Here is a 20,730-nt window from a genome sequence, read left to right on the forward strand (position 1 = left end):
AATATCTTGACTCAACCGGATTTAACCAAGGCTACGGCGGCATGCGCTTCCCTGACCTTGTTGCTAACATCCGACTTGATCAGGGTTGGGGTTCCGCACAGATCATGGGTGCTCTAACTGAGATCCGTTATCTTGAATCTTATCCTTCTGGTCTGCTCGGCTGGGCCGTCGGTGGTGGTTTTGAATTTGACCTACCATTCTTCACTAGCACGCTCTCCGGCTTCCAGGGTGTTGTTCAGGCAACCTTCTCACAGGGTGCGCTTGGTTACGTAAACAGTGACTGGCAGAACGTAGTCTGGGATGCGACCTCACTTACAGATGGTGAAGACGGAATTGCAACCGGTTGGTCCATCGCATGGGGTTTCCAAGCTGACTTCTCTCCTGAGTGGAACGCAGCAATTCAGGCTTCTTTTGCTAACGCTCGCTCCAAGTTCCTTTGGAACCAAAACCAGTGGGATGTTGTCGGTAAGGTTGGCTGGACACCAGTTAGCGGCTTCGAAATCGGTACTGAAGTTGCCTATCGAAACGTAGCGAATGGGAACCTTTACCCCGATAACTCTACTAACGGCGGTAACCCAACTCGCCCACTCGGCCAACAGGATATCATCTCAGTCCTGCTCCGTGTTCAACGGGACTTCTGAGGCCACATGTCAGAACCCATCGATTGCCTAGTGTAATCGAGAATACGAACTGGAAGAGGCGGATCATTGATTCGCCTCTTCTGGTTTTTGTCGTATAAATTAGTGGCGACCAAACAAGCGCTCGATATCGGAGAGCTTCAGCTCAATCCATGTTGGTCTGCCGTGATTGCATTGTCCTGACTTTGGCGTTGCTTCCATATCGCGAAGTAGATTGTCCATCTCTTCAGGTCGCATTCTTCGCCCTGCTCTGATTGATCCATGACATGCCATTGTTGCAGCCACCAGATCCAGCTTCTCTCTGATGCGGGTTGAGCTGTCGAACTCCGCAAAATCGTCAGCAAGATCTTGCACAAGCGCTTTGATGTTAAGGCGTTTGAGCATTGATGGTGTTTCTCGCACTGCAATTGCCCCAGGGCCGAAGCGCTCCAGTACAAGGCCAACTTCTTCTAGCTCTGGCGCACGCTCTTCCAGTCGTGCGACATCCTCTTCAGGGAGATCTACAATTTCCGGGATGAGAAGCATCTGCCGAGACACATCGCGCTTCGACAAGTCCTCTTTCAGCTGTTCATAGACAAGTCGCTCATGGGCTGCGTGCTGGTCTACGATGACCAACCCATCTTTGGTTTGCGACACGATGTAAGTTTCGTGGATTTGCGCTCTGGCGGCACCAAGCGGGAAGTTTTCTCTGTCTTCCGGTAACTGATGTCCGTGGGCTCGCGAGTCTGCGGATGGCGCGTCGACCAGTTGGTAGGCCTGTGCGCCCTGCTCGTTCGCTGGCAACTGCGACTGATCCATTGGTGCTGAATAAGGTGCATTGGCTTCCATCAAACCCAACTGCATTTCGCTGGATCCGACTTCCGGGATATCTGTAGCACTCCACACACCTGCGGGACCTTCTTCCGGTCGATAGGACGATTGTTGCCATGAGTAGTTTTGAGGGGCTTCTCTATTGGCTTGGGGCGTATGCATAGACGCACCAGAATGAACATTGAAGCCTGCGCTTTGTCCCATTGGGCGGATGGCGTTGATTGCAGATTGGGTGTTTGCAGTGGATGCCCTGAAGCCAGACTGAACGAAGGCATTCTTCAGTGCACCAATCATCAATCCACGAACCAGCTGGCCATCTCGGAAGCGTACGTCTGCCTTTGCTGGATGTACGTTTACATCCACTTGGTGAGGGTCAAGATCAATGTTGAGCACTACAATCGGGTGGCGATCACGAGATAGCACGTCTGAGTATGCTGCCTTCAGGGAGCCTAAGAGCAATTTGTCTCTGACTGGGCGGCCATTTACGAAGAAGAACTGGTGCTGTGAGTTGGCGCGGTGGAAGGTCGGCAGGCCTGCATAACCGTACAGATGTACCCCTTCCCTCAGCGCCTCAATCTCCATAGCGTTCTTTGTAAACTCAGCGCCCAGTATTTGTCCGATCCGAGCGAGATCTGCGTCATCTCCTGTACAAGCTGGCAGTTCCAGCTGCCGGCGGTCTGATCCAGAGAGGGTGAACCTGACAGTTGGGTTTGCAAGAGCGATGCGCTTGATGATTTCCGTGATCGCGGTTGCTTCAGCACGGTCGGACTTCAGGAACTTCAGACGGGCGGGCACAGAGAAGAAGATATCTTTCACTTCTACACGTGTTCCGGAGTTCAATGCAGCTGGTTCAATATCATTGTCCTGGCCGCCTTCAACTTCGATTTTCCAGGCGTGAGGTTCCGAGGCATGGCGTGTGGTTATTTCCAGACGTGAGATCGCGCCAATGGATGGCAGCGCTTCTCCGCGAAAACCCATAGTCCGGATGTCCATGAGATCATCTTCAGGCAGTTTGGATGTGCAATGGCGGCGGACGGCGAGCTGAAGGTCTTCCTTCGTCATGCCTGCACCATTGTCTGTGATGCGCAGCAGGCTTTTACCACCGGTCGCGGTGACGATCTCGATGCGCGTTGCACCAGCATCAACTGCGTTTTCAACCAGCTCCTTGACGACACTTGCAGGCCGCTCGATCACTTCACCAGCGGCAATTCTGTTAATTGTCGTATCGCTAAGTTGTCTTACCGCCATAACCGCTCCGTCTCAAAGATTGTTCTGCATATACATGGCGCATCCAAATCATATTTGTGACAGAGATTTGCGCTCAGTATCAATGCAAGATGAGCAGTGATTATATCTACTTGTCGTCGCCACCTGCTCAGGCTATGAGGATTTGGCTCAACTCTACTCTTTTTTCAAGAGCGTATCCAAGTTTCCTCCAAGAGAACATCATATGAAGCAGCAATCCCCCATCACTGGCCTCAGCCAGATTGTAGATCAGTTCAACGGCATTCTATGTGATGTCTGGGGTGTTTTACATAATGGCGTGAGTGCTTTTCCGGCAGCAATTGACGCTCTTGAGACCTATAAGACGCGTTGTGGCAAGCCTGTTGTTTTGATCACCAATGCACCGCGTCCATCCCATGAGATTGAACAGCATCTTCGCAGTTTGGGTGTTCCGCAGACCTGCTATGACTCAATTGTCTCGCCAGGCGATGTTGTTCAGGCTGATCTTCGAGCCATAGATCACGCAAAAGTCTATCATATTGGACCCAAAAAGAATCATAGCCTGTTTCATGGTGCAAGTTTTGACTTTGTGGAGCCAAATGCTGCGGACATTATCGTATGTTCAGGTTTGAATGACAGGCGCGCCGAAGAGCCTGAAGACTATCGTTTTCATTTTGAAGAGTTATTGAAGCTGGACCTGCCACTCATTTGCGCTAATCCAGACATTGTTGCTGAACAAGGCGACAAGTTGGTCTGGTGTGGAGGCGCACTCGCAAAGCTTTATGAGGAGATGGGTGGCCACGTCATCATTACGGGCAAGCCTTTTCATCCGATCTACGATATGGCGCGGGCAGAGCTGAATGTGTACGCAGGCAGAGCGCTTGAAAAAACTGAAATTCTAGCAATTGGTGACGGTTTACCGACTGATATCAAAGGTGCAAATGCTCAGGGCATCAACGCATTGTTTTTGACGGAAGGTATTCATGCAGCGGATCTGACAGGGGATGCTGAAGCCGTTGAAAGCATGCTTAAGGCAGAAGGCCTGCATGTGCACAGTTTTATGGGGCGCCTGAGCTGGTAAGACTAAAGCAGTTTGCACCATTTCAGGTCAACAAACTGCTTTTAGATTTCTTGTTGGTGGGCAGTGCTCACTGACAAATTGATCGCAAGTAAAATCAGGCGAACAGCTTGTCGATATCGTCCTGCTGCACATCACCGAGCATAGCATCAATCTCATCCTGAGAGACGCCTTCACCCTTGTGCTGCGGGCCATGGAGGATCAGCTCACGCTTGCGGCGCTCTTCATCCGTTTCTTCGCCGCCCTGTTCGTTATGAGCTTCTTGCTCAAGGCGTAAACGTTCGACGAAGTTGGAAACACGCTCATCAATCGTATTCAGGGTGCTGACAACTTTAGAAATGCGTTGTCCAGTAATATCCTGAAACGCGCAGGCCTGAAAAATCTCCATAACCTGATTGTTGACAGTGTCCTGATAGGTCTGAGTGTCCTCAGGATCAGCTGCCATGATGGCCTCAGCTGCTTCCATGATTGAATGTGTTGCTTCCTCTGTTGAAGAAACAATAGCATCCAGCTCCCGACCAGCGTCAGGGATATGATTATCTCTCATATCTGCGACACGAAGCTTACTGATTTCGGCTTTCATCCGCGCAATTTCCGCGCCGATTTCTGCCAGTTCCATGGTCACTGCAGGTTGGATGTGTTCAATGATATCCCCCATTGAACCTGTCATAACCTCTGCAAGGTCCATCACATCAGTTAGTGTGACTTCGCTAGATTTCTCACGGCTTTCTTCTAGAAAATCGATGAGTTGCTGAATATCAATTTTGGTCAAAACACTCTTCCCTTTGCCTGTGTAGGGAACGTCTCCTCCAGCAGGCAAAATCGCCTGCCGGGTTAGAGCTCTACCCGACCTTGTAACCGGTCAGTTGGGTGCACAGAAGGGTAGGGGCGCTACCGTTATCGCGTCCTCACCCCAGCCCCTATTCTTCAGTTGTGCGCAAACAATTTACTCAGCGAAAACCGCTTCGATTTTGCCTTTAAGAGTTTGCGCATTAAACGGCTTAACGATGTAGTTGTTAACCCCTGCCTTTTTAGCAGCGATCACGTTTTCCGTTTTAGACTCAGCCGTCACCATAATGAATGGCGTCTTACTAAGAGCAGCATCCTGCCTGACCTGCTTGAGCAGTTCATAGCCAGTCATAGGTTCCATGTTCCAATCCGAGATCACCAGGCCGTAACGGCGCTGCTTCATTTTCTCGTAGGCCTCAGTGCCATCAGCCGCATCATCGATGTCCGCAAAGCCAAGTTGCTTCAACAAGTTCCGAATGATTCGAATCATGGTCTTATAATCATCGACAACCAGAATTGGCATCTGAAGATCAAGGGCCATGTACAACTCCATATTCTCAAGAGGCTGTCGTTGCCTCTCTGCTATACTCACGGCGACCACGACATTGTTCGGTCACACTGGACGCAGGTGTCCTTCCAAATAAAAGGGGTCCCCACCAATTCAACTTCGCGAAATTACCCGCCCTACGTTATAGTTAGGTTAATTTCTCCAATACGATTTCAATAATGCTAAAAGCCTAATTGTTTTTTAGAGGTCCGCTTACTAGCGTTTCCGCGCGTTTTACCGGCAATATTGCCTGTGGTTAATTCGAGGAAACACTATGCTCAGCCTTCGTCCACTCGCTTATGAAGACCTTTCAGTCGGCATGACCGAAGTTTTCGTAAAGCACGTCAGCTCTCAAGACATCGTAGGATTCGCAGAGGTTTCCGGTGACAGAAACCCAATCCATTTGTCGGAGCATTTTGCAGCAAAGACCCCTTTCAAAACTCGTATTGCGCACGGTCTTTACACTGCGAGCCTTATCTCAGCCGTACTTGGAACGCGATTACCGGGTCCAGGTGCAATTTATTTGTCTCAATCTTTAAATTTTCGCGCGCCTGTGTATATCGGCGACGATATTGAGGTGCGCGTGAGCGTTGCAGAGCTGATCGACAAAGGCAATCGCGCCCGGTTGGATTGCCAATGCCTGGTCGAGGGCAAGGTGGTTTTGGAAGGGGAAGCGATGGTCAAAGTCCCTGCCCGCGCCGACATGGATATTCCGCTTTAAGCTGAAATTCCTGCACAGGACTTGAAGTTTCTTGTGTCCGGCCCGGCAAACTCCATCTCAAGAGCTTGACGGGGCGGACTTCTCACGGCACCGTCTCGCAAAATTCTAGATGTTTGGAGTATGCTGCGCTCTACGCATTCGCGCGTCAGACTCTGAATCTCTCTATTCATGCGTATTTTAATCCGAAAACCGGAGCCACTTTTCGGTAATACGCTCAAGCGGGAAGTACAGTTCATGGGTGAGCCGATCAAACAGGCGCATTCTTTTCAGCATATTACCGACCTTGCGCAGTTTCCCGACAAACTGCGCGGCGGCGTTGTTGCTATTGGGAATTTTGATGGTGTTCATCGCGGACATCGGGCTGTCCTTGATTTAGCGCGTGATGAAGCTGCAAAGCGCGGTGTTCCGGCCCTCGCCATGACGTTTGAACCACACCCACGCACCTTCTTCCGGCCTGATCAGCCTGTGTTTCGTTTGACGCCTGCACATGTCAAAGCAGAGATCTTTGAAGCGGAACATCTGGATGGCGTGATCGAACTGCCCTTTACAAAAGAGTTTGGCGGTATGGCCGCTGAAGATTTTGTGAAGGATATTCTGGTTGGGCGCCTTGGCATTTCCCAGAGCATCACTGGCTATGACTTCCACTTTGGGAAGGGGCGTCAAGGAACTCCTGAATTTCTTGAGCAAGCTGGTGAAGCCCATGGATTTGCCGTGACCATCGTTGGCGCAGAAGGTGATGAGGGGGGAGAGATCATCTCTTCCAGCCGTATTCGTGCCGCTCTTGCTGAAGGCGAACTGGCAGTGGCGAACGGTTTGCTTGGGTATCGTTATTTTGTTGAAGCGACCGTTCAACACGGTGAGAAGCGTGGCCGCGAGTTGGGATACCCAACTGCGAACCTGAAGCTTGCCGATAATTGTGAGTTGAAAGAAGGTGTTTATGCCGTTCAGATCAAAATTGACGGTGTGATGCATGATGGTGTGGCCAGTTTTGGTCGTCGTCCAACTTTTGATGATGGCGCACCGCTGCTTGAAGTGCATGTGTTTGACTTCACTGGTGACCTATATGAAAAGCCAGTCACAGTCTGCTTCGTCGGATTTATCCGTGCCGAACTTAAATTTGACGGTATTGAAGCCTTAATTAGCCAAATGGATCAGGATAGCGCTGAGGCACGGGCAATGATTGCCTCCATGCGACCGCTCTCTCATCTGGACCAAATGCTCAATGCCGACGGGTAGTCACCCCCTTTAGAAAGATAGTTCATGACATCAGCGGCTACGAGAGCTGGCACTGCCAGCTCTGATAATGTGTTGCATGGCGTGCTGCTGATGATGTGCGGGTTGCTCATTCTATCGAGCACCGATGGCGTGGTGAAATACCTCTCAGAGTTTTTCTCTCCTTTGACGGTCGCGTTCTTCCGCTTTGCCGTGCAGCTCGTCATAATTCTGGCGATTGCCACTTTTCAAAAACGGAGCTGGCTCAGTCTTTTGAAAGAGACAACCTTGCCCTTGTTCTGCCGTGGCTTGCTGCTTGCTGTGGGCTCAGTGTTCATTGTGTTTGGGTTGAAGTACTTACCATTGACAGATGCGACAGCAATTTTCTTTGTGCAGCCGGTTATTCTTGTTGTTCTGTCCTCAGTCTTTCTGAAGGAGAGAGTTGGTCCAAAACGTTGGCTGGCGGTATTGATAGGGTTTGCTGGTGTGCTTGTGATCATGCGCCCCGGCACTGGCGTTTTCCAACCGGCGAGCCTTCTCGTTTTAGCTGCTGCTTTTACATTTGCCTGCTATCTGATGCTGACACGCAAGCTCTCCGGGCAATCCTCTCAGCTCGCCATACAGTTCGCGACTGGCTTTGCTGGCAGTCTCTTTATTTTGCCGATCATCATTTATGCTTGGCTGACTGGTTTTGGTGGAGATCTGGTGATTGTCAATCAGGAGGCCAACTTTACTCTGCCAACAATCTTATTGTGCTGTCTTGGTGCCACTGGCCTGATCGCGCATGTTTTGCTGGTCAAAGCCTTTGAGAGAGCACCGGCATCCGTGTTGGCTCCAATCAATTACGTTGAAATTTTCTCAGCAACTACAATCGGTTACCTGGTCTTCAATGAAATCCCTGACGAGTTTGTCTGGGTTGGCGTTGGTATGCTCATCTGCAGCGGACTGATACTTGCAAATGCAGAGAGAAAACCCTCTCCCTCATAATATTGAGGGGCGGAACAGATACTCTTTAGATAACTGCACTGAATAGCCTGCTACCGGCACTTTCTTTTGGTTGCGCAAAGGAATAGCTGGTGCGTCAATATAGGCCCTTACCCTCTGCGCTGGCTTTGATATGTCAGCGTATCCCCATTATCCGAGAGCAACATGACAACAACAACCGCCTCGACAGATAGTCATACCTCCAATGCCGGGCTACATGGCATTCTGTTTATGGTCGCCGGAATGTCTCTGGCCCCCCTGATGGATGGCACAGCCAAGTATCTCAGTGCGTTCATTTCGCCGGTTGAGGTATCGCTTGGCCGCTTCTTGTGTCAGGCAATTATTGTTCTCGTGATTGCGGGTTTCATGGGCCGTTCGTTCGGCTCTTTGATGAAAGAGGTCAACCGTATTCAGCTGGTGCGCGGTGCTTGTCTCGCAATTTGCTCAATCTTCTTCTTCACCTCTCTTAAGTACATGCCTTTGGCGGATGCGATTGCGATTTTCTTTGTGCAGCCGATGATCCTGACTGTACTTTCGGCTGTTGTTTTGAAGGAAAAAGTAGGCGTGCGCCGTTGGGCAGCCGTTGTGGTTGGCATGATCGGGGCTCTGATCATTATCCGTCCAGGGTCGAGCGCTTTGGGTTGGCCATCTCTGTTGCCACTTGCTGCTGCGACCTCCTTTGCAGTTTATCTTGTTCTGACGCGCAAACTTGCAGGGAGTGCCTCTTTGCTTGGCATTCAGTTCGCGACAGGTGTTGCTGGTGTATTGACGCTTACCCCGCTTGTTATCATCGCAAGCCTGCTTGGGTTTGAAGCAGCCGCGTGGACGACACCAGACCTCACTCACCTGCCGCTGTTCGTGTTGATGGGCATTATCTCATTTGCCTCACACGGGTGTATCGTGCTTGCGTTTGACCGAGCCCCTGCCTCCGTTCTTGCACCGCTCAGCTATACAGAGATCATCAGTGCAACAATTGTGGGTTTCGTGCTGTTTGGGGACATTCCGGACATGTTTGTGTGGCTGGGTGTGGCTTTGATCTCAGGTGGCGGGCTTTACATTGCACACCGTGAACGGACAGCTGCGAAGCGTCAGGCGGAGAGCGAAGAGCTCGTCGACAGTTCACCCAAGCGCCATTACTGACGCGGCGCTATCACGTTAGCCTGAGTTAGATCGCAAAAGCCTTGCTTTAGGTGCTATTCAGGCATTGATCATTACCGCTTACTTCCACTTGGGAAAATCGTTGAGGCGATGCATGCAGATATTGTTTGCGCCTCATCATTTGCGGGGTGCGATGAAGTAGTTACAGGCTGTTGTCAGGCGATAAAACTTGGTTCAAACCTAATGTGGCAACACCAGCTGACTAACACTCAGATGCAACATAATTGTTTTCTTCCCAAAGCTTAATTCCGCAACTGTATTTTGTCACGTAGTTTGCAATGATCACGGTCTCACCACGTTCTTCCGCTGAACCGCTTGCTTCAATGTACCATGTCCAAAACAGCAAAGGTTTTGCATAAGTAAAAATGTTAATTCTAAAACCAAGAGGTTTGCCGTCACCACTGAGACAACCCGTTATATTGACATTTGAGCTGTAACTAAAAGATTTAATATTTTGCTGGCTACGTTCACAGTACTGATCAAATATCTCGCTCTCTTCTTCAAAATAAGGTCCGGAGATACAGTTATCCTCGCCACACTTTTCTATTTTAAAGACAGCCTCTTTATTTCGATTCAATATATTACCAAAAGACAATAGAGCATAATCAGAGAACATTCTGTTTTCTAAGAAAAAATCTAAATATTCATCCCTGCTTTTTTGAATAAAAATCCACTCAAACTCCATATTATTAAAGGAGGAGTCATATCGTATTGCATTAGATACAGTGTTGATATTTATATCTTGGTGATAGGCCAGCGCATACTGAGAGGCATACTCAACCACATCCTGTTTATGCTGATGGCATTTGTAATAGTTAAAGATGTAAAAAGACGTCACAAGCATAAAAGTAAGGGATACAGTCAGTAATATTATGTCGCCTTGTTTTATTTTTGGCATTTCTCAATTATCCATCATCAAATGAAGTGTAACTTATCGGCTTTTCATGGTGCTGTCACGTTAACCAGAGTTTGATCGCAAAAGCCTTGTTTCAAGACCAACTCAAACGCTGATCACTGCCTCTTACTTCCACTTAGCAAAACCGTTGAGGCGATGCTTACGAATGATGTTTGCGCATCATTGTTCGTTGGGCGCGACGAAGATGCTGCACATAACAGAAAAGCCAGCGAAAAATCTTCGCTCAAACTGAACGTGACAACCCCATATCTTCATCTCAAAACCAGTTTTCACTTTTCGCAATACACTTCAGCGTGGCAGCTCCGGCCTTCAGGAAAAATGTCCTTGGTCTTGAGAATATTGAGCTTTGTTGTTAGAGGCTCTTTATTCCTAGGATAAGCGCTGCTAAAAGCACTCATTATGTTAGCCGAGTTTGAAGATAACAGGACTGCTCCTTTGACCTTACTCAAGGTGTGCCAATTTCGAATTATTGGCCCGGCCTTCAGTTGAGACGCCCGTTGGCGCCCTGAAGTACCGGGAGACCTCCAACCGTCACAGAGACGGCGGGATTTTCAAACTTGCGCAAATTCCTGCGCTTTACCAAATGCCTATGGGCAAACAAATGCCCACATAAGCGGACTGCCAAATGACCGATACACCGAGCCGCGATTATTCGGACACGCTCAACCTGCCTAAAACTGATTTCCCAATGCGGGCAGGCCTTCCAAAGAATGAACCTAAGATCCTCGCCAAATGGTTGGACAAGGACCTTTACAAGGTGATGCGTGATCAATCCACGGGTCGCCCTAAGTTCATCCTGCATGATGGCCCTCCTTATGCGAACGGCAACATCCATATTGGCCATGCACTGAACAAGACCCTGAAGGACATCATCAATCGCTCCATGCAGATGCAGGGCTTTGATGCGAACTACGTTCCTGGCTGGGATTGTCATGGTCTGCCGATCGAATGGAAGATCGAAGAGCAGTATCGCAAAAAAGGCAAAAACAAAGACGCTGTGCCGATCAACGAATTCCGTAAGGAATGCCGTGAGTTTGCGGACAAGTGGATTGACGTTCAGCGCGAAGAGTTCAAGCGCCTTGGTATTGAAGCAGACTGGGACAACCCATATCTGACCATGCGCTACGACAGTGAAGCTGTGATTGCGAAAGAACTGATGAAGTTCGCAACATCCGGCCAGTTGTACCGTGGCTCCAAGCCTGTGATGTGGTCCATCGTTGAGAAGACTGCTCTTGCTGAAGCGGAAGTGGAGTATGAAGACCATATCTCCCACACCATCTGGGTAACCTTCCCGATTGTGTCCGGTAATGAAGCGCTGATCGGCAAGAAAGTCGTTATCTGGACAACCACTCCATGGACCATCCCTGCGAACCGCGCGATCTCCTTCTCTAACGACATCAGCTATGGCATCTACAAGGTGACTGAAGCTGCTGAAGACAACTGGGCGAAAGTTGGCGAAGAGTTCATTATTGCTGACAAGCTTGCTGAGTCTGTTTTTGAAGCCTCCCGCGTTGATGCCTATGAGCGTGTTTCCGATGTTGATGTGAGCACAATCGAATACTGCGCGCATCCGCTGCGTGGTGCTGAAGGCGCTGGCGACTACTTCGACTTTAACGTGCCGATGCTTGCCGGTGAGCATGTCACCGATGATGCTGGTACTGGCTTCGTGCACACCGCTCCTGGTCATGGACAGGAAGATTTCCAGATGTTCCTGGACAACCGGGAAGCTTTTGCAAGAGCTGGCACTGAGCAGGTTCCGATGACCGTTCAGCCGGATGGTTCTTACTATCCGCATGTGCCGCTGTTTGAAGGTAAGTACATCCTGGACCGCAAAGGCAAGGAAGGCTCCACCAACAAAGCTGTTATCGAAAAGCTGACAGAAGTTGGCGGACTGATGGCTCGTGGGCGTGTGAAGCACTCCTACCCACACTCCTGGCGCTCTAAAGCTCCTTTGATCTTCCGTAACACGCCGCAGTGGTTTGTTTACATGGACAAGGAACTTTCCGAGGAAGCCAAAGGTGACACACTGCGTGCCCGTGCGCTGAAGGCGATCTCCGAGACCCGGTTTGTGCCTGCAACCGGTCAGAACCGTCTGAACGCCATGATCGAAGCCCGCCCTGACTGGGTTCTTTCCCGTCAACGTGCATGGGGCGTGCCGATCACCGTGCTTGTGAACAAGGAAACTGGTGAAGTTTTGAAGGACGAAGCGGTCAACGCGCGTATCTTCGAAGCCTTCCAGAATGAAGGTGCAGATGCATGGTTTGAGGAAGGCGCAACGCAGCGCTTCCTTGGCGATGCATATGATGCTGAGAACTTCGAGAAAGTCGAGGACATCCTCGACGTGTGGTTCGATTCCGGTTCAACACACGCCTTCTGCATGGAACGCCGTGAAGACCTGAACCCGAACCGTAAAGGTTTGGGTGGTGACGACTACGTTCTGTACCTTGAAGGTACCGATCAGCACCGTGGCTGGTTCCACTCTTCCCTCTTGGAAAGCTGTGGTACTCGCGGTCATGCACCATATGACGCTGTTCTCACCCACGGTTTCACCATGGATGAGCAAGGCCGCAAGATGTCCAAGTCTTTGGGCAACACGGTTGCGCCTCAGGACGTCATCAAGCAGTACGGCGCGGACATTCTGCGTTTGTGGGTTGGTTCTGTCGATTATGCTGAAGACCAGCGTATCGGCCCTGAGATCATCAAGACCAACGTTGATGCCTACCGCAAGATGCGTAACACTCTGCGCTTCATGCTTGGGTCTCTTGGTCACTATGACGGCGAAGAGATTGCTCTTGCTGACATGAATGAGCTTGAGCTGTTGATGCTGCACCGTCTGGCCGAGCTGGATGTGCTGGTTCGTGATGCGTATCAGGCCTTCGACAGCAAGCGCGTGTTCTCTGCTCTGTTCAACTTCATGACTGTTGAGTTGTCCGCGTTCTACTTCGATATCCGCAAGGATGCGCTGTATTGCGATGCTCCGTCTTCCACGAAGCGCAAAGCCTCTCTTTATGTGATAGAGCAGCTGTTCCGTCATCTGACCATGTGGCTGGCGCCAATCCTGCCATTTACCATGGAAGAGAGCTGGAGCTACCGTTACGGTGAAGCGACAACTTCTGTGCACCTGCAGCAGTTCCCTGCTGTTTCTTCTGCGTGGAGAAACGATGAGCTGGCAGCGAAGTGGGAGAAAGTTCGTGCAGTGCGCCGTGTGATCACTGGTGCATTGGAAATCGAACGCCGTGAAAAGCGGATCGGTTCTTCTTTGGAAGCGCATCCAACCGTTTACATCTCAGATGCAGACTTGATGGCTGCTCTGGACGGGCTGGACGTTGCAGAAATCGCGATCACATCCCAGCTGAACCTGTCCTCTGACAGCGCTCCTGAAGGTGCGTTCACGTTGGAAGACACTGCTGGTGTTGGCATTGTGCCGGGCCTTGCTGAGGGCAACAAGTGTGCCCGCTCCTGGAAGATCCTGCCAGAAGTTGGTGCAGACGCTGAGTATCCTGAGCTGACACTGCGCGATGCGGATGCAATGCGCGAGCTGGATGGCGCGACTGTTTGAGCAAACGATGTGACGAGGGAATTGACCTTGAAGAAACTGAAGTTTTGGGGACATCACAGTTCCCTCGTCCTCCTCCTTGCCATAGCTGGTCTGGTTGTTGATCAGATTGCCAAGTTCTGGGCTGTCGCTCATTTCTCAGGTGGCGGTATTCCTACAATCCCAGTTGGTCCTTTTCTGGATCTGGTTCTGGTCTGGAACAAAGGCGTTTCCTACGGATTTTTCCAGCAAACGACAGAGCTTGGCCGCTGGGGATTGGCAGCCTTTACGGTTGTTGCCTCAGTTTTCATCTGGTTCTGGAGTGCGCGCGCAAGTAACCGGCTGGAAGGTTTCTGCCTCGGGCTGGTTCTCTCCGGCGCCCTGAGCAATGGTTTTGACCGCCTCTATTATGGCAAAGTCGTCGATTACCTCTATTTTCATGTTGGGGAATTTTCCTGGTACGTCTTCAATCTTGCCGATGCATGGATTGTTATTGGCGCTGCTGGTTTGCTGCTCGACACCTTATTTATTGGCAAAAATAAGGATAGCCGGCCCTAAAACTGCCTAATTCTCAATTATATGTGGGGAATATCGGGTGCTTCTGGGCATAACTACACACTTAGGGCCTTCATGGTTTCGTGATTCCTGTTTTAAGGTGGCATCACTGGATTATGAGGACTACAGATTTCGCAGGCTGTCATTTGACCCGTGATGCCTGTCAAACGCCGTTTTGATGGTGATCGGGAAACAAGGGTAATGAAATTGCAAAGCCGTAGCAAAAAATTCGTTGTTCGGGCCACTTTTGTTTGCGGGCTCTCTCTCGCACTATCCGCCTGTATGACAGGTAATGGTGACTTCGATGATGGCACTGAAACCACCGATTTGAGTTTGATGACGGGTGTCTTGAGCGCCGTTGGTCTTGAGTCTCAGAAAAACACTGACATCAAGTACAAAGAGCGTGCTCCGCTTGTTATGCCGACACAGGCTGGCAACCTTCCGCAGCCAGATTCCCGCAAGCTTTCTGAAGTTGCTAGCAACTGGCCGGTTGACCGCTCCAAGGAAGAACTTGAAGAGATCCGCGCGTTCTACAAGGTAGAGCCAGGTGAGCCTTTGAGCATTGAGCAAATGCGCGGCCACCCTGCGTTGGAGAAAGCAGCGGCTCGCCCTCGCGATTTCGCAGCTGAGAAACGTCAGCAGCAGCTTCTTGATGGTGACAAGCTGAGCCCGACTGAACTTGCAGCTCTTGGCAAGCAATATCAGGCTGCCAAAAAACAGCTTGGTGGCAAAGATGTGGAAGCACCGATTTGCGCACCTGGCGATCCAAGTTGTACGCCGACACGCAAATACCTGACCGAGCCTCCAGTGGCATACTCCACTCCTGTTGCAGGCGTTGCTTTTGCGACCCCGGAAGTGGACGAAAGCGAAGAAGTTCGCAAAAAGCGTGAAGCAGCAGCAATTGAAGACGGCGCTCGTATCGATATGAGCAAGCAGTAAGAACCTCTCTCACAGAGAGTTCAAGTCTTACTGAAAGCCTGAATAAACTATGAAGCAAGCGCGACGATGTTCGCGCTTTTTTCATTATAGCTGCAATAGATTACGAATAATTCACGAGGAGATTAACCACAATCACGGTATAGGTAGGGCAGCTGTGTCCTGCTCATTTTAAAGGGAGCCCCCTACGTGACTGGTCGATCTCTCGCGCTTAAAGCCCTCGCTTTGAGTCTGGTTGTTTTCGCAAGCCCAGTATTGCCCGTGGCTGCGGATACAACAGGGAAAGCTTCAATCGAAGACTTTTCAAAAATACACATCGGCGGAACCGATGTTTCTCAAACCACTCTCGACAATGGCCTTCAGGTGGTTGTCATCCCTGACCGACGCGCCCCGATTGTGACCCACATGGTGTGGTACCGCGTTGGCGGAGCAGATGAAAAACCCGGTAAATCCGGCATCGCGCATTTTCTTGAACATCTCATGTTCAAAGGAACCAAGAATACACCAGAGGGTGAGTTCTCCAAAAAAGTTGCTCAGGTAGGTGGTCAGGAAAACGCCTTCACCTCTCAAGACTACACGGCCTATTATCAGCAGGTTGCCAAAGAGCATCTGGAAATGGTGATGGGCTATGAGGCCGATCGCATGTCCAACCTGATCCTGACCGAAAAGCAGGTTGATCCGGAACGGGATGTGGTGCTCGAAGAGCGTTCCCAACGTGTGGACCGCAGTCCTGCTGCCAGACTATCTGAGACATTCGATCAAGTCCTGTTTCCGAACAGCCCCTACGGTATTCCAGTGATTGGCTGGAAAGACGAAATTCAAGCGCTGAACAAAGACGATGCTATCGCCTTTTACGACAAGTACTACACACCAAACAATGCAATCCTGATTGTTGCCGGTGATGTCACCTCGGAAGACGTTCTGGCCCTCGCCAAGAAGACCTATGGCAAGGTTGAGCAACGTGCAGACTCGGGACCACGTGATCGACCGCATGTCCAGATCGTGCCAGGTAATCGCGAAGTCAGCCTGCAGAGTGATCAGGTTGCGCAGCCAAGCCTGCAACATGGCTGGATCGTACCAAGCTCAACCACTGCTGAGCCAAGTGGCTCTGAAGCTCTTGAAGTGCTTTCAGACATTTTAGGTGGCGGCGCTAACAGCCGGCTTTACAAAGCGTTGGTGATTGAAGGCGAAGTCGCGACCAGTGCTGGAGCCTGGTACCAATCCACCGCTTTGGATGACACCCGCTTCATTCTTTACACCTCTCCAAAGGATGGTGTTGAGCTTGAGGAACTGGAGAAACGTGCTCTGGCAATCGTGAATGATGTTCTTGAGAATGGTGTGACAGCTGAAGAAGTGGAACGTTCTAAACGCTCTATGCTGGCCTCTGCCATTTACGCGCAAGACAAGCAAGACGTGCTGGCGCGCATCTTTGGGACAGCTCTGACCACAGGCGGTTCTGTTGAGAAGGTTCAGACCTGGCCTGCTCGCATTGCCAAGGTGACACCTGAACAGGTTCAGGCAGTTGCACAGAAGTACCTTAGTGAAACCAGTGTGGCGAGCTATCTGATGCCTGCTGCAAAACCTGAAAATGCAGAGTGAGAGGGGACGCTCGATGAAAGCTAAAGTTCTTATGGCAGCTTCTGCCTCCGCTTCCCGCATGACGGCAAGTTTGTTTGCGTTGCTGGCCTTGTCATTCCTGTTTGTTGCTACCTTTGTGCAGAACAGCCAGGCCATCGAGATCCAAGAGGTTAAAAGCCCCGGAGGGATCACAGCATGGCTGGTAGAAGACTACACTGTTCCGATCATCGCACTGAACTTCGCGTTTGCAGGTGGTAGCTCTCAGGATTCAGATGCCAAGCTGGGTGTAACCAACCTACTGAGCACCATGCTTGATGAAGGGGCTGGTGATCTGGATTCCCAAGCCTTTCAGGGACGTCTTGAAGATCTGACTATGAGTCTGTCCTTCAGTTCTGGCCGCGACTTCTTCTATGGGTCTTTCCAGAGCTTGCAGGCCAATAAAGATCACACCTTCGAGATGCTTCGTCTGGCTGTGAATGAACCACGTTTTGATAATGATCCGCTTGAGCGGATGAAAGCACAGACGATCTCTGGCATTCGTCGCAGCCTGAAGCGCCCAGATGCTCTGGCTGGTTTGAATTTGTCCAAGACCATCTTCCCGGATCACCCTTATGGCCGCCCAAGCCGAGGAACTGAGGATACGGTTGCCAAGCTGACTTCTGATGATCTGAAAACACAGCGCGCAAAGATCTTTGCAAAGGACTCTTTGAAGATCGGCGTTGTGGGAGCCATTAGTGCTGATGAGTTGGCCAGCGTTTTGGACAAAGTCTTTGCAAACTTGCCTGAAAACGGAGATCTGGTTGCCATTCCCAATGTGGAGCCTGTGACAGATAAGGCTGTTCACGTTGACTTTGAGAGCCCACAGACCTCCATTCAGTTCGCTCTGCCGGGTTATGAGCGTCATGATCCAAAGTTCATGTCTGCCTTAGTGATGAACCACATTTTGGGTGGTGGATCATTTTCTTCATGGCTCTATGACGAAATCCGCGAGCAGCGTGGTCTGGCTTACTCCGTTGGCTCTTATCTGGTTCCTTACAAGCACGCAGCGCTGTTGATGGGGTCCACAGGAACACGCTCGGACAAAGCTGGTGAAGCGATTGATATCATCAAGAAGCAGATGGTGCGTATGGCGCAGACTGGCCCTACTCCGGCAGAACTTGAAGAAGCGAAGTCTTATCTGACTGGCAATTACGCTCTCAACTTTGACAGCTCCAGCAGCATTGCCCGTCAGCTGACAGGCATTCAGACCCAAGAGCTGGGCATTGATTACATCGACAAGCGTAATGAGATGGTTGAAGCCGTGACACTGGAAGGTGTTCGTGAGGTTGCTCAGGATATGTTTGATGGCATTGAGCCAACCTTTGTTACGGTTGGCAAACCGCTGAACTAACTCTTACGCAAAGCATGAAAAACAAGCAGGCGAGTTGATGAAAATCAGCTCGCCTCTTTCTTTAGTGACCGCGGGTTTGGCGCCCCTTGCAGAACGTCTGCACGGACAGGACGCGGCGGTGAGAACAGGAAGCCCTGCGCACAGCGGGTGTCCATTTCCAGAAGCTCCAGCACAGCGCCTTCACTCTCCACGTGATCCACGATCAGCTCAATGCCATAGCGTTGCAGCAAACTGCCAAAATCAGCCGGATGGATGTTGCTTTTGGCCAGATCATCTTCATGCAACAATAGCCGCGATGCGTGCAGCTTTGCAAAGCGGAAGCCGCGATCAGCCAGAGCGCGGAAGTCCATGCGCAGATCGGTGATGCGGTCCACAGAGAACCGGAAGCCCAGCTCAGCCAGAGCAGCGAGGCTCTCATACTCAATCGCGCTCATGACGGCCACGTCGGCCTGCGAGAATTCGAAGATCAACAGATCTGAGTATGTGTCGTTGGCGCGCACGAACTCCAGAAAGCCCGGGAAGAAGTTTTCATCCATGAGCGTGCTTGGAGACAGGTTACAGAACAAACCTGCTTCTCTGTTGCGGGTTGCCAGACGCTTCAGGATCTGAAGGGAACGGAACAACAAAATATTGTCGATCGCAGGCATTTGGCCGGTGCGGTCCGCCTCCTGAAGGAACTCGATTGGCTCCAGCGTGTCGCCATTGGCTTTGCGCAGACGCGTCAGGGCTTCGTAATAGCGAACACGACGCTGTGGTAATGTCACGATTGGTTGGAGGTAAAGGTCTACCCTGCCCGCTTCGATGCTTGCGCGAATTTCTTCTGCCAGAGCGGCATTTGGGTGATGCATGCGCGGAGCTGCCGGGCGCTTCATCTCTGGTGCGCGCGTCTCAGCAAACGGTTCCTGCACCGCACCCATCGGTTGACTTGCTGCCATTGACTGGCCTGCTGCGCTCGCAAATGCAGCAGCTGCCTGACTGGCCAGATCAACAGATGGTTCTCTCACCGCTGCCTGCGGAGCGGCCAGGCGCTGAGCTGGTTGAGGCTGAAGCTGTGCCTGCTTGGTTCGCTGGTCCTCGATGGCAATGCCCTGATCCTCGATCCGGGTTTCCATGTCGGCCATGGCTTCGGCCATCTGCTTCACCAGAGAACCGATTACCTCCACTTCAGCAAACAGCGGGTCGATCTCTTCCCGTGTGCGACGCGGAATGTTGTGCTCGACGCCAGTGAGGCGGCCTTCGAGGTTCCCGACATCATCATCGATGACTGCAATCCGCTCTTCCAAGCGATTGACAGCGTCAGATACCGCAGATTTTTCCTGAGAGCGGGTCAACATGAAATGGATGAAGATCATGGTGCACATCGCCGTGAAGGCAACGGTGATGGCCTCGCCAACCGGACGCGCAAAAAGGTAGACCATCACAGTGCCACAAGAGGCCGCAATGGCTGAAATAGAAAACAAAATGGAAATGTTCGCCAAGCGCGTCATATCCTCAAGAGTACCTGTTGGTCCGAATCACAAAATACATACCTGAATTTTGCCGCATTTACTGAGGTCGTTCGAACCCTATACCCATTATATTTCTAGGGAAAACCCGTGTTGTCCCCGCAAGAATGACAATAGAGCTACATATATCATCAGCGCATACGATTTTCGTCACAATCCCGAGCTGAACTTCGGCGCGCGATTCTGGCGAACAACGATATTTATCGGGTAAGAAAGTTGCTCGAAGCGTTCTGCGTGAAAGAAATTAACTGCATAATGCAATCAACCTCGAAAACGAAAAGGGTTTGTTTACCCTGTTTGCACAAACTCAGGGTGTCGAATGATTTTCGACCTGATGTATTGATTTTTGAGGTTGCCTGCCAATGGGATCCCCCAAAGCTACCAATAGGTTTTTGAACGCCTGTGTCGTCGACACTAATCGTGCAGAGGCTCGTAAAACCAGTAGTGCTTTGTCGAAGCATGTTACCAGCGGACAACCTGCGCATGTTCTTGCGAGCAAAGAACATGCTGTCGCCTTTTTGCGACATACCCCAATCAATATCGTTATTGTCGATCTTGAATGCATCGGCGGGGAAGCCGAGCTTTCCGAGATTGTAGCTGCTGCGCCGCGCGCGGTTATGATTGCGGTCAGTGCCAAGGGGTCTGTGAGCCGTGCCATGAATGCCATGCGCAATGGCGCCCATGACTTTTTGACCAAACCCTACACAAACGAAATGCTTTTGGAGAAACTTGAAGCACATCTGGGTGTCTTCAAGAGAGCGGCACCCTCTCCTTCCCTTTCAGCCGCGACTGGCTCTGAGGCGATTGTCTCCAGCGACACGTCTGGACCAGCTGCTCAGTTTGAAGGGTTTGTTGGTGCTTCCAACCGCATGCAAAGCGTTTATGCGCAGATCAACCGGATGGCGACATCCAGCGCACCGGCCTTCATTACCGGAGAATCAGGTACAGGCAAGGAACTGTGTGCACAGGCACTGCATGCCAGATCGGCACGCAAAGGCGGGCCTTTTGTCGCAATCAACTGTGGAGCGATTCCGGCCAATTTGATGGAGTCCGAGATCTTCGGTCATGCACGCGGTGCCTTTACCGGAGCAGATGAAGCCAGAGCTGGAGCAGCAGAGCTTGCCGATGGGGGAACTCTGTTCCTTGATGAGATC

17 protein-coding genes are annotated in these 20,730 nt (G+C 51.0%); 12 read left to right on the forward strand and 5 right to left on the reverse strand.

Annotated features, from left to right (window positions below):
- A partial coding sequence (locus tag PPL9_RS18405; RefSeq protein WP_200962338.1) for a porin occupies positions 1 to 641 on the forward strand: 641 nt, incomplete at its 5' end.
- 99 nt (positions 642 to 740) lie between these two features.
- Here PPL9_RS18405 and mutL read toward each other — a convergent pair.
- The gene (gene mutL, locus PPL9_RS18410; protein WP_057464054.1) at positions 741 to 2,696 is read right to left on the reverse strand and encodes a DNA mismatch repair endonuclease MutL; all 1,956 of its coding nucleotides are present in this window, start codon (positions 2,694 to 2,696) and stop codon (positions 741 to 743) included.
- Positions 2,697 to 2,898: 202 nt separating this feature from the next.
- Here mutL and PPL9_RS18415 point away from each other — a divergent pair, with 202 nt between their 5' ends.
- The gene (locus PPL9_RS18415; protein WP_057464055.1) at positions 2,899 to 3,753 is read left to right on the forward strand and encodes a TIGR01459 family HAD-type hydrolase; all 855 of its coding nucleotides are present in this window, start codon (positions 2,899 to 2,901) and stop codon (positions 3,751 to 3,753) included.
- A 94-nt stretch (positions 3,754 to 3,847) separates the two neighbouring features.
- On the opposite strand, the gene PPL9_RS18420 is transcribed toward PPL9_RS18415, so the two are convergent.
- Entirely contained in the window at positions 3,848 to 4,522 is a 675-nt protein-coding gene (locus tag PPL9_RS18420) for a protein phosphatase CheZ (RefSeq protein WP_057464056.1), read from the reverse strand.
- 174 nt (positions 4,523 to 4,696) lie between these two features.
- A complete protein-coding gene (locus PPL9_RS18425) occupies positions 4,697 to 5,080 on the reverse strand; it encodes a response regulator (RefSeq protein WP_057464072.1) in 384 nt (127 codons plus the stop codon).
- A 280-nt stretch (positions 5,081 to 5,360) separates the two neighbouring features.
- Here PPL9_RS18425 and PPL9_RS18430 point away from each other — a divergent pair, with 280 nt between their 5' ends.
- The 4 genes from PPL9_RS18430 to PPL9_RS18445 all read left to right on the forward strand — a co-directional run bounded on the left by PPL9_RS18430 (position 5,361) and on the right by PPL9_RS18445 (position 9,143).
- A complete protein-coding gene (locus PPL9_RS18430) occupies positions 5,361 to 5,807 on the forward strand; it encodes a MaoC family dehydratase (protein ID WP_057464057.1) in 447 nt (148 codons plus the stop codon).
- Between the two features lie 234 nt (positions 5,808 to 6,041).
- Positions 6,042 to 7,043 carry a bifunctional riboflavin kinase/FAD synthetase gene (locus PPL9_RS18435; RefSeq protein ID WP_057464073.1) on the forward strand — a complete coding sequence of 334 codons (1,002 nt, stop codon included), beginning with the start codon at positions 6,042 to 6,044 and terminating at the stop codon, positions 7,041 to 7,043.
- Positions 7,044 to 7,067: 24 nt separating this feature from the next.
- On the forward strand, positions 7,068 to 8,006 hold the full coding sequence (locus PPL9_RS18440) for a DMT family transporter (RefSeq protein ID WP_057464058.1): 939 nt from the start codon (positions 7,068 to 7,070) through the stop codon (positions 8,004 to 8,006).
- Positions 8,007 to 8,168: 162 nt separating this feature from the next.
- Positions 8,169 to 9,143: a DMT family transporter gene (locus tag PPL9_RS18445; RefSeq protein WP_057464059.1), complete on the forward strand. Its 975-nt coding sequence runs from the start codon at positions 8,169 to 8,171 to the stop codon at positions 9,141 to 9,143.
- 220 nt (positions 9,144 to 9,363) lie between these two features.
- On the opposite strand, the gene PPL9_RS18450 is transcribed toward PPL9_RS18445, so the two are convergent.
- On the reverse strand, positions 9,364 to 10,059 hold the full coding sequence (locus PPL9_RS18450; RefSeq protein ID WP_057464060.1) for a hypothetical protein: 696 nt from the start codon (positions 10,057 to 10,059) through the stop codon (positions 9,364 to 9,366).
- 643 nt (positions 10,060 to 10,702) lie between these two features.
- Here PPL9_RS18450 and ileS point away from each other — a divergent pair.
- The 5 genes from ileS (at position 10,703) to PPL9_RS18475 (ending at position 18,071) form a co-directional block, all read left to right on the forward strand.
- Positions 10,703 to 13,636: an isoleucine--tRNA ligase gene (ileS, locus tag PPL9_RS18455; protein WP_057464061.1), complete on the forward strand. Its 2,934-nt coding sequence runs from the start codon at positions 10,703 to 10,705 to the stop codon at positions 13,634 to 13,636.
- Between the two features lie 27 nt (positions 13,637 to 13,663).
- Entirely contained in the window at positions 13,664 to 14,170 is a 507-nt protein-coding gene (gene lspA, locus PPL9_RS18460; protein ID WP_057464062.1) for a signal peptidase II, read from the forward strand.
- A 198-nt stretch (positions 14,171 to 14,368) separates the two neighbouring features.
- Positions 14,369 to 15,106: a hypothetical protein gene (locus tag PPL9_RS18465; protein ID WP_208985557.1), complete on the forward strand. Its 738-nt coding sequence runs from the start codon at positions 14,369 to 14,371 to the stop codon at positions 15,104 to 15,106.
- A 186-nt stretch (positions 15,107 to 15,292) separates the two neighbouring features.
- Positions 15,293 to 16,702: a pitrilysin family protein gene (locus PPL9_RS18470; RefSeq protein ID WP_057464064.1), complete on the forward strand. Its 1,410-nt coding sequence runs from the start codon at positions 15,293 to 15,295 to the stop codon at positions 16,700 to 16,702.
- A gap of 13 nt (positions 16,703 to 16,715) precedes the next feature.
- The gene (locus tag PPL9_RS18475; RefSeq protein WP_057464065.1) at positions 16,716 to 18,071 is read left to right on the forward strand and encodes a pitrilysin family protein; all 1,356 of its coding nucleotides are present in this window, start codon (positions 16,716 to 16,718) and stop codon (positions 18,069 to 18,071) included.
- Positions 18,072 to 18,115: 44 nt separating this feature from the next.
- Here PPL9_RS18475 and PPL9_RS18480 read toward each other — a convergent pair whose 3' ends face one another.
- Complete coding sequence (locus PPL9_RS18480) at positions 18,116 to 19,558, reverse strand: EAL domain-containing protein (protein ID WP_057464066.1); 1,443 nt, start codon at positions 19,556 to 19,558, stop codon at positions 18,116 to 18,118.
- Between the two features lie 380 nt (positions 19,559 to 19,938).
- Here PPL9_RS18480 and PPL9_RS33485 point away from each other — a divergent pair.
- On the forward strand, positions 19,939 to 20,730 hold a 792-nt coding region (locus tag PPL9_RS33485), incomplete at its 3' end, for a sigma 54-interacting transcriptional regulator (protein ID WP_208989473.1).

Source organism: Pseudovibrio sp. POLY-S9, assembly GCF_001431305.1.
GTDB lineage: Bacteria > Pseudomonadota > Alphaproteobacteria > Rhizobiales > Stappiaceae > Pseudovibrio.